Source organism: Caballeronia grimmiae, from assembly GCF_022879615.1.
GTDB lineage: Bacteria > Pseudomonadota > Gammaproteobacteria > Burkholderiales > Burkholderiaceae > Caballeronia > Caballeronia grimmiae.
Genome location: NZ_CP084271.1, coordinates 1,287,318 through 1,300,278 on the forward strand (window position 1 = coordinate 1,287,318; position 12,961 = coordinate 1,300,278).

A 12,961-nucleotide genomic window follows, 5' to 3' on the forward strand; every position below is an offset into this window, starting at 1 on the left:
GCCTCACATGATCGCGATGACCGACCCGCGTAACGACGAAAAGAACCTCTGGGTCAACTGGGACGAATATCACCGGTTGATCGAAATTCTCGCGCTGAACGTGCACGACTCGGGATGGAAGTTCGACAAAATCCTGTGTCTCGCGCGCGGCGGCCTGCGCGTCGGCGACCAGCTTTCGCGCATCTACGACCTGCCGCTCGCCATTCTTGCGACGAGTTCGTATCGCGAGGCCGCGGGCACGCAGCAGGGCGACCTCGACATCGCGCAGTACATCACGATGACGCGCGGCGAACTGTCGGGCAACGTGCTGCTCGTCGACGATCTCGTCGATTCGGGCGTCACGCTGGCGCGCGTGCAGGACCATCTGAAAGAGCGTTATCCCGCGATCACCGCAGTGCGCTCGGCGGTGCTCTGGTACAAGGCGTGCTCGAAGGTCAAGCCCGACTATCACGTGCAGTTTCTCGAAACGAATCCGTGGATTCATCAGCCGTTCGAGGAGTGGGACACCGTGCGTCCTCACAACCTCGGCGCCTGGATCAAGCGAGGCACGCAGAACGGCCGCGTTTGAGCATCGCGCCGTCCTGTTTGTTTCGATGCACTGCGCCGTTGCGCCGGGGTTTTCTCCCGACGCAACGGCGTTTTGCTTTCCGGCCGCCTTTCAGCGCGACCGTGTTGCAAAGGCGTGCCGCGCCGCTTACGCATTCGGGGCACGATGCTAAACTCTTACTCGCGTCTGTCGTGGTGCGTGAGCAACACGCAGGCAGACGTCTTTGCGTGCGACGTTAGATAGAATGGCGTTCGGTTTTCTTCCGCCCTGGACGGATCTCTCGCTTTTATGACTAACATGACTCACGCGCAAGAGCGCAAACAGCCTTTGCATTCGCTTGCGCTCGCGGCAATCGGCGTCGTCTTCGGCGACATCGGCACGAGTCCACTGTACGCTTTGAAGGAAGCCTTTAGCCCAACCCACGGCATCGCGCTTTCCGAAGCCTCCATCCTCGGCGTCATCTCCCTGCTGTTCTGGGCCATCGTCATCGTCGTGGCCATCAAGTACGTGCTCTTCGTCATGCGCGCCGACAACAACGGCGAAGGCGGCGTGTTCGCGATGATGACCCTCGCGTTACGCAGCGTGAAAGACTCCGGCCGTCTTTCCGGTGTGCTGATGATGCTCGGCATCTTCGGCGCATGCATGTTCTATGGCGATGCGGTCATCACGCCGGCGATGTCCGTGATATCGGCGGTCGAAGGTCTCGAGATCGCCGCGCCGAAGCTCTCGCCTTACGTGATTCCCATCACGATGGTCATTCTCGTGATGCTGTTCTGGATTCAGCGTCACGGCACCGCCGTGGTAGGCAAGCTCTTCGGGCCGATCATGCTGGTCTGGTTCGGCACGCTCGCGGTGCTGGGCGCTTATCACATCGTGCTCGCGCCGGGCGTGCTGGTTGCATTGAATCCGTACTACGCCGTCTCGTTCATGGCCGATCACGTGCTGCAGGCGTATATCGTGCTCGGTTCGGTCGTGCTGGTGCTGACCGGCGCGGAAGCGCTCTATGCGGACATGGGCCACTTCGGCGTCAGGCCGATCCGCTACGGCTGGTACGGGCTCGTGATGCCGTCGTTGCTGCTGAATTACTTCGGGCAAGGCGCGCTGCTGATGCACTCGCCGAAGGCCATCGAAAGCCCGTTCTTTTTGCTCGCACCGGAATGGGCGCTGCTGCCGCTCGTGATTCTGTCGACGATCGCGACGGTGATTGCATCGCAGGCCGTCATCTCCGGCGCGTATTCGCTGACGAGTCAGGCGATCCAGCTCGGTTACGTGCCGCGCATGAAGATCCTGCATACGTCCGAACTGGCGATCGGGCAGATCTATATTCCGCTCGTCAACTGGATGCTGCTGTTCATCATCCTGTGCATCGTGGTCGGGTTCAAGAGTTCGGAAAACCTGGCGGCCGCGTATGGTCTCGCCGTCACCGCGACGATGCTCGTCACCACCATCCTCGTGTCGGTCGTGATGACGAACCTCTGGGGATGGAACCGCTTTCTGGTCGGCGCGATGATCGCGATGATTCTCGTCATCGACATCGGCTTCTTCGGCGCGAGCCTGCTGAAGATCGAGCAGGGCGGCTGGCTGCCGCTGTGCATCGGCGGGGCGCTGTTCTTCCTGTTGATGACCTGGTACAAGGGCCGCATGATCGTGAAGGATCGCACGGCCGCCGACGGCATCCCGCTGATGCCGTTCCTGCAAGGCTTGCTTGCGCACCCGCCGCATCGCGTGTCGGGCACGGCCATTTATCTCACTGGCAGCGATTCGCTCGTGCCGGTCAGCCTGCTGCACAACCTGAAGCACAACAAGGTGCTGCACGAGCGGACCATCTTTCTGAATTTCATCACGCGCGATATCCCTTATGTGGACGACGCGCATCGGCTGGAAGTGAAGGACGTCACGGGCGGTCTCTTTCTCGTGAAGGCTGCGTACGGCTTCAACGAGACGCCCGATGTGAAGGCGGTCCTCGAACAGATTACGCGCGCGCACGCGATGACCTTCGAGTTGATGGACACGTCGTTTTTCATGGCGCGTGAGACCGTGGTGCCGACGGAGTTGCCCGGCATGTCGGTGTGGCGTGAACGCGTGTTCGCGTGGATGCATCAGAACGCCGCGAAGCCGACCGACTTCTTTAGCATTCCGGCGAATCGCGTCGTGGAACTGGGGACGAAGATCGAAATCTGAGCGCCGAGACGCTCGAAAAAAAACCCACGCCTCGGCGTGGGTTTTTTGTTGGCACCGCAAGTCGCTTATCGTTTGAGTTTCGCGAAAGCCGCGGCCATCGCACCGGCGGCTTCCGGCTCGCGGCGCTGGTTGCCCCGCGCATCGCGTCCGCCGCCCGAAGCGCGACGATCCTGCCCGCCACGCGCCGATGCACCCGCGCCGCCGCTCGCCGATGCCGCTGCGAAGTCGTCGTCGAGGCGCATCGTCAGCGAAATGCGCTGGCGCTTCACATCGGTTTCGAGCACTTTCACCTTCACGACCTGACCCGCCTTCACGACTTCGTGCGGGTCCTTGATGAACTTCGTCGACATCGCCGATACGTGCACGAGACCATCCTGGTGCACGCCGATATCGACGAACGCGCCAAATGCCGCGACGTTCGTCACGACGCCCTCGAGCACCATGCCCGGCGCGAGATCCGAAATTTTCTCGATGCCCTCGCGGAACGTCGCCGTCTTGAACTCGGGACGCGGATCGCGGCCCGGCTTTTCGAGTTCGGCGAGAATGTCGCGCACGGTCGGCAGGCCGAAGCGATCGTCGACGAATTCCGTGGGCGAAAGGCCCGCGAGCGCCTCACGCTTGCCGAGCACATCGCCGACGTGCTTGTTGATCTTCGCGAGAATGCGCTGAACGACCGGATACGCTTCCGGGTGTACCGACGAACGGTCGAGTGGATTCTCGCCATTGTTGATGCGCAGGAAGCCCGCGGCCTGCTCGAAGGTCTTGTCGCCGAGACGCGGGACCTTTTTCAGGTGCTCGCGCGAGGGGAACGGCCCGTTGGCGTCGCGATAGTCGACGATATTGCGCGCGAGCGTCGCATTCAGCCCCGACACGCGGGCGAGCAGGGCGACGGACGCCGTATTCGCATCGACGCCGACCGCGTTCACGCAATCTTCGACGACCGCATCGAGCGAGCGCGCAAGTTCCCGCTGATTCACGTCGTGCTGATACTGGCCGACGCCGATTGCCTTCGGTTCGATCTTGACCAGCTCGGCGAGCGGGTCCTGCAGACGCCGCGCGATCGACACCGCGCCGCGCAGCGACACATCCAGCTCCGGAAACTCCTTCGCCGCGAGTTCCGACGCCGAATACACCGACGCGCCCGCTTCCGACACGACGATCTTCTGCAGATTCAGATCCGGATGCTTCGCAATCAGTTCGCTCGCGAGCTTGTCGGTTTCACGCGACGCCGTGCCGTTGCCGATCGACACGAGTTCCGCTTGCGTTTCGCGTGCGATCCGCGCGAGCTTTGCGATGGAGCCGTCCCAGTCGCGGCGCGGCTCGTGCGGGAAAATCGTATCGGTGGCCAGCAGCTTGCCGGTGCGATCGACGACCGCGACCTTCACGCCCGTTCGCAGGCCCGGATCGAGACCGATCACGGCCTTCGGACCCGCGGGCGCAGCGAGCAGCAAGTCCTTCAGATTGCGCGCGAAGACGCGAATTGCTTCGTGCTCGGCTTCTTCACGCAACTTCGTCAGCAATTCGTTCTCGATATGCGGCTGCACCTTCACGCGCCAGCACCAGCGGCACACATCGGAGAGCCACTTGTCGGCGGCGCGCCCGCGATTGGCGATGCCAACGTGCTGCGCGATCATCGCTTCGCACGGATGCGGCACTTGCGCGTCCAGTTCCTCGCCGAGACCCAGCTTCACGGACAGCACGCCGGCGTTGCGGCCGCGAAATAGCGCGAGCGCCCGGTGCGACGGCACGGTGCGAATCGTCTCGCTATAGTCGTAGTAATCGCGGAATTTCTCGGCTTCCTCGCCTTGCTTGCCGTCGACGACACTCGACATCACGCGGCCCTGATTGAACAGGTAGTCGCGCACCTTGCCGAGAATCTCGGCCGTTTCACCGAACTGCTCCGACAGGATGTCGCGGGCGCCGTCGAGCGCGGCTTTGGTATCGGCGACACCTTTCTCGGCATCGACGAACCTGGCGGCTTCGGTCTGCGGATCGAGCGTCGGGTCCGCGAGCAGCGCCTGCGCGAGCGGCTCGAGGCCGGCTTCGCGGGCAATCTGCGCGCGCGTGCGGCGCTTCGGCTTGTACGGCAGATAGAGGTCTTCGAGCACCTGCTTGCTGTCGGCGGCTTCAATTGCGCCGCGCAGCTCGTCGCTCAGCTTGCCTTGCTCGTCGATGCTTTGGAGGATGGCAGCGCGGCGGTCTTCCAGCTCGCGCAGATAGAGGAGGCGCTCCTCGAGCGTGCGCAATTGCGTGTCGTCGAGATTGCCGGTCACTTCCTTCCGATACCGGGCGATGAACGGGACAGTCGAGCCTTCGTCGAGAAGCTGCACGGCGGCCGCGACCTGGCGCGGCTGCACGGTGAGTTCGGTGGCGATGCGCTGTACGATCTTGAGTGCTACGGTTTCCGTCATGGTTCTGCGCTGTCTGCTGGCTCGTCAGGGAAGCGGCGGCGGGGCATGCTCCGGGCATGCGTGGGAGTGCGCGAACGTGCGCCTGGCCGGCGCCGCCGGACGCCGTGACGAGCGATGGGCCGGGTTGCTGGAGCAGGGCATTTTGCCATAAATGCCGGAGCGCTCCGGCGGGCGGTGATAGAATTTCGGGATCGCGCAAGCCCTGTTTTTCCCTTCGCGCACCTGATTCCTTATCACGTTGCCGTTCATCAATTTGCTCAACTTTCGCTTTTCAAAGGCCTCGCCGATTATGCTGGGCGTATCGTCGATAGGCGTGCTTCTGGCGCTCGCATCGCAGCCGGGAATCGCGCAGACGGCCAGGCCGATCGATCCGACGACCGCCGTGAGCACGCAGCCGCTCGACGCCGCTTCGAGCGACGCAGGCAGCACGGACGAGGCGCTTCGTGCCGGCTACGACAAGCGCCAGAAGGCGCTCGACAAGCGGACATCGGAGAACGATTATCGCTATGGCGTGAAGCAGCACGACTGCTACAGCAAGTTCTTCGTCAACCACTGCCTCGACAATGCACGCACTGAAATGCGGGAAGCGCGTCAGCAGATCCGCCAGGAACAACTCGCACTCGACGACGAGCAGCGTGCGGAACGCGCGAAAGAGCGCGATCGCCAGACCGGGTTGAAGCAGGCGCAGTACGAAGCCGAGGCGCCGCAGCGCGCGGCCAACGAGAAGTCGAATCAGCAGGCGTACGAGGACAAGCAGCGCCAGAATGCGCTCGCCGCCGCGCAGCGCGACGCCGAGGCGCCGCAGCGCACGGCCAATCAGGCAGCGTACGACCGCAAGCAGGCGGACTACCAGAAGAAGCTGGATGAAGCCCGCGCGCGCGGTGTCGCTGAAGCGCAGGAGCGCGAGCAGAAGGCGCAGCGTTACGAGCAGAAACAGCAGGAAGCCGCGCAGCATCGCGCTGAAGTGGACGCGCGCCAGAAGGAAGCTGCGCGTAAGCAGCAGGAAAAGGCACAGCAAGCGCAGCAGGAACAGCAGCGGCAGGATCAGTTGAAGCAGCAACAGCAGCAGCAGGGCAAGTAGCGCCGCACGGCGCGGCGCGGTGGTCGACGGCCTTGCATGGGACCACAGTAAGGCGCTAAAGCGCCAACTGTGGTCGACAGCTTTGCATGGGACCGGAGTAAGGCGCTAAAGCGCCAACTCCGGTCGACAGGAGGCGAGGATGCAGCAGCGCTTGAACGCACCCCGACAAACCGCCGCGGATGCCGCTCTGATCCGCGATCGCATCGCGCAATTGCAGGAAGAGCATCACGGCCTGGACACGCTCATCGAGAAACTGTCAGGTATCGACGATCTCGAATTGCGCCGCCTCAAAAAGCGCAAGCTCAAGGTCAAGGACACCATACTTCTGCTGCAATTGCAGCTGGACACCGACCCGCACTGACCGCTCGCGCGGTGCAGTTGCAGTAGTCGCGTGTTCACCGGCGGCTCGCCCCGCCGGCGGTGCGCCGCATCGCACGAAACCCGCAGAATACGCAGAATCGAGCTCCCTTTGAACTCTCCCGTCCCTACCTCCGACTCCGCGAGCACGCCGTTCGCGCTGTCGGACAAGCGCCGCGTCGAACTCGATGCGATCTTCTCCGCCGATGGCCTGCTCGCACGGGCCATCGACGGCTATCGGTCGCGTGCATCGCAGATCGAGATGGCGCGCTCCGTCGCCGCCGCGATGGAAGCGTCCGGCCGCGCGATGCCCGAGCCCGCGATGTTCGAAGCGCAGCGCCGCCCCGCACGCAAGCTGGGGCCATCGGACAAGCCGTACGCGCCCGACGAGCCGCCCACCGACGACGTCGGCATCGCGACCGCGAAAGCGGCCATCGACGGCGGCGAGAATACGCTGATCGTCGAAGCGGGAACCGGCACCGGCAAGACCTACGCGTATCTCGTCCCGGCCATGCTATGGGGCGGCAAGGTCATCGTCTCGACCGGGACGAAGCATCTGCAGGACCAGCTTTTTCAACGCGATATCCCGACGGTGCGCGACGCGCTCGCCGTGCCCGTATCGGTGGCGATGCTCAAAGGCCGCGCGAACTACCTCTGCCACTACTATCTGGAGCGCACCGCGGACAACGGCCGCCTGCCGTCGCGGCAGGACACGTCGCATCTGCAGGAGATCGTCCGTTTCGCGAAGATCACGCGCACCGGCGACAAGGCCGAACTCGCAAGCGTGCCCGAAAATTCGCCCGTCTGGCCGATGGTCACGTCCACGCGCGACAACTGTCTGGGCCAGGAATGCCCGCATTACAAGGACTGCTTCGTGATGCAGGCGCGCAAGGAGGCGCAGCAGGCGGACGTCGTCGTGGTGAATCACCATCTGTTTTTCGCCGATGTGATGCTGCGCGACACGGGCATGGCCGAACTCTTGCCGATGGCCAACACGATCATCTTCGACGAAGCGCATCAGCTTCCCGAAACCGCGACGCTCTTCTTCGGTGACACGCTTTCGACCACGCAACTTCTGGAACTGGCGCGCGATACCGTCGCCGAAGGTTTGAGCCACGCGCGCGACGCCGCCGACTGGACCAAACTCGGCGCCGCGCTCGAACGCGCCGCGCGTGACCTGCGGCTCGCGTTCAAGGAAGATTCGGCGCGCTTCTCGCTCGGTCAGCTTCCCGACGGCCATCCGCTCTTCGACGCGCTGGATACGCTCGAAACGCATCTCGACGCCCTCGCGGCGGCGCTGTCGTCGCATGGGGAGCGGGCGGAATCGCTGCAGGCGCTGGTGCGCCGCGCGCGCGAGTTGCAGGACCAGCTTGCGGGCTGGACCACGCCGCCGACGCCGCTGGAGCGCGCCGTCGTGGAAGACGAAGATATCGCGAAGGAAGCCGCGAAGGACGAGCCGAACGAGATGGTGCGCTGGATCGAAGTGTTCTCGCACACGGTTCAGTTGCACGAGACGCCGCTGTCGGTCGCGCCGATCTTCGCGAAGCAGCGCGCCGGTGTGCCGCGTGCGTGGATCTTCACGTCGGCGACGCTGTCGGTGCGCGGCGACTTCACGCACTACGCGGCGCAGATGGGGCTCAACGCCCGGCGCTCGATGACGCTCCCGAGCCCTTTCGATTACCCCTCGCAAGGGCTTCTGTACGTGCCGCGCAATCTGCCACAGCCGTCGTCGCCGCAGTTCACCGACGCCGTCTTCGAAGCCGCGTTGCCGGTGATCGAGGCGGCGGGCGGCGGTGTGTTCGTGTTGTGCACGACGCTGCGCGCGGTGGATCGCATCGCGTCGCGTCTGCGCGATGTGATCGATCGGCGCGGCTGGGGCAACCCGCTGCTCGTGCAAGGCGATGCGAGCCGCACCGAACTGCTCGATCGTTTTCGCGCGTATGGGAACGCGATCCTCGTCGGCAGCCAGAGCTTCTGGGAAGGCGTCGATGTGAGAGGCGATGCGCTGTCGCTCGTCGTCATCGACAAATTGCCGTTCGCGCCGCCCGACGACCCCGTGCTGGCCGCCCGGCTCGACGCGCTCACGAAGAAAGGGCTGAGCCCGTTCGCGGTGCATCAGTTGCCGCAGGCGGTCATCACGCTGAAGCAGGGCGCTGGCCGTCTGATCCGCGCCGAAACGGATCGCGGCGTGCTGATGATCTGCGACACGCGCCTCGTCGACAAGCCCTATGGCCGCCGCATCTGGCAGAGTCTGCCGCCGTTCAAGCGCACGCGCGAACTCGATGTCGTCCGCGCGTTTTTCAGTGATTCGCCGAGCTCGACTGTGGAACTGGCCGACTAGCGAAGTTGCCGATGCGTTCGATGTTCGCGATCGCCCGGGCGATCCGAGCGTCGGCGTCGGCTGCCGCTGCCGCTGCCGCTGCCGCTGCCGCTGGCCCGCGCGCGGGCGCCTGCCTGACGCGCACCGACTGGCTGCCGTATGCGCCGCCATAACTCCGCGTGTCTTGTGACGAACTTGGCGCGTTGCCGGCTGCCGCGCGCTCGCTCGCGTCATCCGCGTTCGATGAAAGATTCGCGACGATGCGCGCGTTGCTGATCGCGCCGGCCTTGATGCGAATGCCGTTCGCCGCCAGCACGCCGTTCACTTCGGCCAGCAGCGCCGCCGCCGATTGCTGCGACTGAAGCACGCTGCGGAAGCGGTGGATGGCCTGCGCATCGGGCGCAACGGTGCGTTCTCCATCGATGTCGATGCCGATGCGCGCGAAGCGTCGAAACGCGATGCTGTCGATGAGCGCGTCCTCGCAAGCACGGTCCGACAGTCCGAACCAGTTCTGAATAAAACAAACGCGCAACATGCGTTCGATGCTCGCGGGAAACGGCTCGTCGCCGTCGCGCCCATGCTGCTCGACGATGGCGCACAGGCGCGGCCACGGGAGCAGCAGGTCCATCGTGTCGAGAAATTCGTCGCGCTGAGTGCGCCTGAATTGCGTCGCCGGAACTGTTTCGTCCCGGATGGGGGATAGCGCCATGCTGATCTCTTTCATAGTCTGTCACGCTCAGGCGGCGCGCAGTACCGCTTCGATGCCTGACCGTGATATCAGGATTGCTAAATTTTGTTGCCAAAAAGCAAAAATTTAAGCGAAAAAATAGGGCGTCCGAGACGCCCCTTGTCGAAAGGCCGACGCACTGCGCCGGCCGCTCGGTGAACATTACCAGATCTGATACCAGGGCTTCTCGGCGCCTGCGCGGGCCTTCCCGGTGACGTACGGGCTGTCCGGGAACGTCGCGGCGAGCACGCGCTTGGTGTCGTCGGCGAGTTGCGGCTGGTCGAGCCGTTGATACGACAGCATCATGATGTGCAGCGCTTCTTCCGTCGCGGGCGCATTCTTGTATTCGCGGATGGCGAGCTGCGCGCGGTTGATAGCCGCGACATACGCGCCCCGGCGGTAGTAATAATTGGCCGCGTGCACTTCATGCGAGGCGAGCGCATTCACGATGTAGCGCATGCGCTGTGCGGCGTCCGGCGCATACTTGCTTTGCGGATATTTGTCGACGACGACCTTGAACGCGTCATACGACTCCCGCAGCGATTTCGGATCGCGCTCGCTCATGTCCTGACCGGAGAAGCGGCCAAAGAGACCGAGGTCGTCGTTGAAGTGGATCATGCCCTTCAGATAGTACGCGTACGAGATCTCAGGGTGATCCGGATGCAGCCGGATGAAGCGGTCGATGGCCTGGTCGGCCGAGGCGGTTTCGCCGTCCTTCCAGTTGCAGTACGCGACGTTGATCTGCGCCTGCTGCGCGAAGTGACCGAACGGATCGCGCCCTTCGAGTGCCTCGAAGTACTTGGCGCACTTGCCCCAGTCGCTGCCCGACAGCGCGTCCTGGGCCTCCGTATATAATTTGTTGTTATTCCAGAGTGCGGTTTCGTCCGTCTTCTCGGGCAAGCCGTGACAGGCCGTGACGATGGCGACGCTCGCGGCCAGCGCCAGATACTTGATCGATTGCCGCATCGATTGATGAATGGTGTTGAAGGCTCGCATCAGTGCTTGCTTATCCTGGCTAAAACTGGCTATTACTGGCTCTTTCCAGCTGTGTTCAGCTGTGACCCCGGTGCAGTCTCTTCCGCGCGGCGTGCCGTTCGGTCGACCGCGATGCTTCCCGGTCCGCAACGTCGAAGCACGGGCGGCTCGCAGACTGGACGATGACGTTTTACTTCATCGCATCACCACCGGCCGCTCCTCGCGTACTTCCCGTTAATCTTCTTCAAATGACCCGCTCAAGTACTCGTCGTACCAAAGACCAACTCAAAGATTATAGCCGATGCGATACGGCCGACGACGCAGCTTCGCCGCAATCGCCGCAGGCAAAGGACCCGGCTGCATCGTCCGCCGACGTGCGCACCGCGCACGTTCCCGACGAACTCGCGGGCGACCGGCTCGACAAGGTGCTGGCCAAAGTCTTCCCGGAATTCTCGCGCAGCCGCTTGCAGGGCTGGATCGAGGAAGGCCGCGTGCTCGTCGACGGCGCGAGCGCCAAAGTGCGCCAGTCGGTGCCGCTCGGCGCGACAATTTCGCTCGTGCCCGACCTGCTGCCGGAACAACTGGCGTTCACGCCGGAGCCGGTGCCGCTGCATATCGTCTACGAAGACGACGCGCTCGTCGTCATCAACAAGCCGGCGGGCATGGTCGTGCATCCGGCGGCCGGCAACTGGAGCGGCACGCTCCTGAACGGCCTGCTCCATCGATACGGCGACGCGGCGATTGGCCTGCCGCGCGCGGGCATCGTGCATCGTCTGGACAAGGAGACGTCGGGACTGATGGTCGTCGCGCGCACGCTGGAAGCGCAGACCGATCTCGTGCGCCAGTTGCAGGCGCGCACGGTGAAGCGCCGCTACGTCGCGTTCGTCTGGGGCAACATGCGCGATGAAGGCACGATCGACGCGCCCATCGGCCGCGATCCGCGCGAGCGCACGCGCATGGCCGTCGTCCAGAGCGCGGCGGGCAAGCACGCGCGCACGCACTTTCGCACCATCGACCGGGCGGTCTGGAACGGCCAGCCCGTAAGCGCGATCCATTGCGATCTCGAAACCGGCCGCACCCATCAGATTCGCGTGCATTGCGCGCATGCGGGGCATCCGCTGCTGGGCGATCCTGTCTACGGTCACGTGCGCGGCAGGCGTTCGGTGACGCCGCTGCCGAACGGCTTCGCGCGGCAGGCGCTGCATGCGTGGCGCCTCGGGCTGGTTCATCCGCTGACGGGCAAGGACGTGCACTGGCGCGCGGACGTGCCCGACGATATGTCGACGCTCGCAGCGGAACTCGGCTTCGGGCGCGACGAGGATATCGAGCTGGACGAAGACGAGGACTTCGTCGAAGTCTACGAGGTGGGCGGGGACGAAGGCGACTGGGACGAAGACGACGATTACGAGGACGACGAAGCATGATCGATTCACGCACCGGCGAAGCGCCCGCACTCGATCCGCAGCACTGTCTGTGGCCGCAATGGCGCGTGTCGCCGCGCGTTCGCGCATTCGTGACGACGCGGGCGGGCGGCGTCAGCGCCGCGCCTTACGACGGCGGCGCGCCTGACGCGGGCGGGCTGAATCTGGGCCTGTCGACCGGCGACGCGCCCGACGCGGTGCGCGAGAACCGCCGCCGTGCGCTCGCGCTCACCGGTGCGCGAGATGCCGCGTGGCTTCAGCAAGTGCACGGCACGCAGGTCGAGGACGCTCACGCGGTCATCGGCGCGAGCGGCCCCGTCAATGCCGATGCAAGCGTGACCGACCGCGCGGGCATCGTGTGCGTCGTGATGACCGCCGATTGCCTGCCCGTGCTCTTCTCCGACGACGACGGCCGCGCGGTCGGCGCCGCGCATGCGGGCTGGCGCGGACTGGCGGCGGGCATCATCGAAAAGACGGGCGAGCGGGTTGAGGCGCTGGCGGGCGCGCCGGCATCGAAACTGAACGCTTATCTCGGACCGGCCATTGGTCCTGCGGCTTTCGAAGTCGGAGAGGACGTGCTGGAAGCGTTCGCCGCTGCGTCCGCTGCGGACCGTCGCGATGCAACGGCGGCTGCTTTCCGGCCAACCGGCAGCGAGAACAAGTATCTCGCTGACATCTACGCACTCGCGCGCCTGCGACTCGCCGATATCGGCATCGACGCCACGCGCATTCATGGCGGCGCGCATTGCACGGTGACGGAAAGCGCGCGCTTTTATTCATATCGTCGAGATCGGGTGACGGGCCGCATGGCCGCCATGATCTGGCTCGCCGATTAATCTGTCCGCGCTTCAATCGCGATTTCAACCCCCATGGCGAAGCCTTTTCTTTCATGGGGGAAAACGATAATTATAAAAATATCGCACTGCGGCAAAATCGGGACG

Annotated in this window: 10 protein-coding genes; 7 read left to right on the top strand and 3 right to left on the bottom strand. The window is 64.2% G+C overall.

Annotated features, from left to right (window positions below):
* Positions 1–7: 7 nt before the first annotated feature.
* Positions 8–568, top strand: a complete 561-nt coding sequence (locus tag LDZ21_RS06125; protein ID WP_035968301.1) for a phosphoribosyltransferase — start codon at positions 8–10, stop codon at positions 566–568.
* 267 nt (positions 569–835) lie between these two features.
* Positions 836–2,728, top strand: coding sequence for a potassium transporter Kup (locus LDZ21_RS06130; protein WP_035968302.1), 1,893 nt, complete (start codon positions 836–838; stop codon positions 2,726–2,728).
* Positions 2,729–2,793: 65 nt separating this feature from the next.
* Here LDZ21_RS06130 and LDZ21_RS06135 read toward each other — a convergent pair whose 3' ends face one another.
* Positions 2,794–5,139: a Tex family protein gene (locus LDZ21_RS06135; protein ID WP_244794622.1), complete on the bottom strand. Its 2,346-nt coding sequence runs from the start codon at positions 5,137–5,139 to the stop codon at positions 2,794–2,796.
* Positions 5,140–5,428: 289 nt separating this feature from the next.
* Here LDZ21_RS06135 and LDZ21_RS06140 point away from each other — a divergent pair, with 289 nt between their 5' ends.
* From LDZ21_RS06140 to yoaA, 3 genes are all read left to right on the top strand, one after another.
* On the top strand, positions 5,429–6,220 hold the full coding sequence (locus LDZ21_RS06140; protein WP_244794623.1) for a flotillin family protein: 792 nt from the start codon (positions 5,429–5,431) through the stop codon (positions 6,218–6,220).
* 139 nt (positions 6,221–6,359) lie between these two features.
* Complete coding sequence (locus LDZ21_RS06145) at positions 6,360–6,581, top strand: DUF465 domain-containing protein (protein ID WP_035968308.1); 222 nt, start codon at positions 6,360–6,362, stop codon at positions 6,579–6,581.
* Between the two features lie 108 nt (positions 6,582–6,689).
* The gene (gene yoaA / locus LDZ21_RS06150) at positions 6,690–8,918 is read left to right on the top strand and encodes a DNA repair helicase YoaA (protein WP_244794624.1); all 2,229 of its coding nucleotides are present in this window, start codon (positions 6,690–6,692) and stop codon (positions 8,916–8,918) included.
* Here the strand turns inward: yoaA and LDZ21_RS06155 are convergent.
* Together LDZ21_RS06155 and LDZ21_RS06160 are read right to left on the bottom strand one after the other, a co-directional pair.
* Entirely contained in the window at positions 8,878–9,606 is a 729-nt protein-coding gene (locus tag LDZ21_RS06155; RefSeq protein WP_244794625.1) for a transposase, read from the bottom strand. The two genes, yoaA and LDZ21_RS06155, sit on opposite strands and share 41 nt — an antisense overlap.
* Before the next feature lie 180 nt (positions 9,607–9,786).
* Positions 9,787–10,620, bottom strand: a complete 834-nt coding sequence (locus LDZ21_RS06160; RefSeq protein WP_035968314.1) for an outer membrane protein assembly factor BamD — start codon at positions 10,618–10,620, stop codon at positions 9,787–9,789.
* 227 nt (positions 10,621–10,847) lie between these two features.
* Here LDZ21_RS06160 and LDZ21_RS06165 point away from each other — a divergent pair, with 227 nt between their 5' ends.
* Positions 10,848–12,023, top strand: coding sequence for an RluA family pseudouridine synthase (locus LDZ21_RS06165; RefSeq protein ID WP_244794626.1), 1,176 nt, complete (start codon positions 10,848–10,850; stop codon positions 12,021–12,023).
* The gene (gene pgeF, locus LDZ21_RS06170; protein ID WP_244794627.1) at positions 12,020–12,856 is read left to right on the top strand and encodes a peptidoglycan editing factor PgeF; all 837 of its coding nucleotides are present in this window, start codon (positions 12,020–12,022) and stop codon (positions 12,854–12,856) included. Before LDZ21_RS06165 ends, pgeF begins: the two co-directional genes overlap by 4 nt.
* The last annotated feature ends 105 nt before the right edge of the window (positions 12,857–12,961 follow it).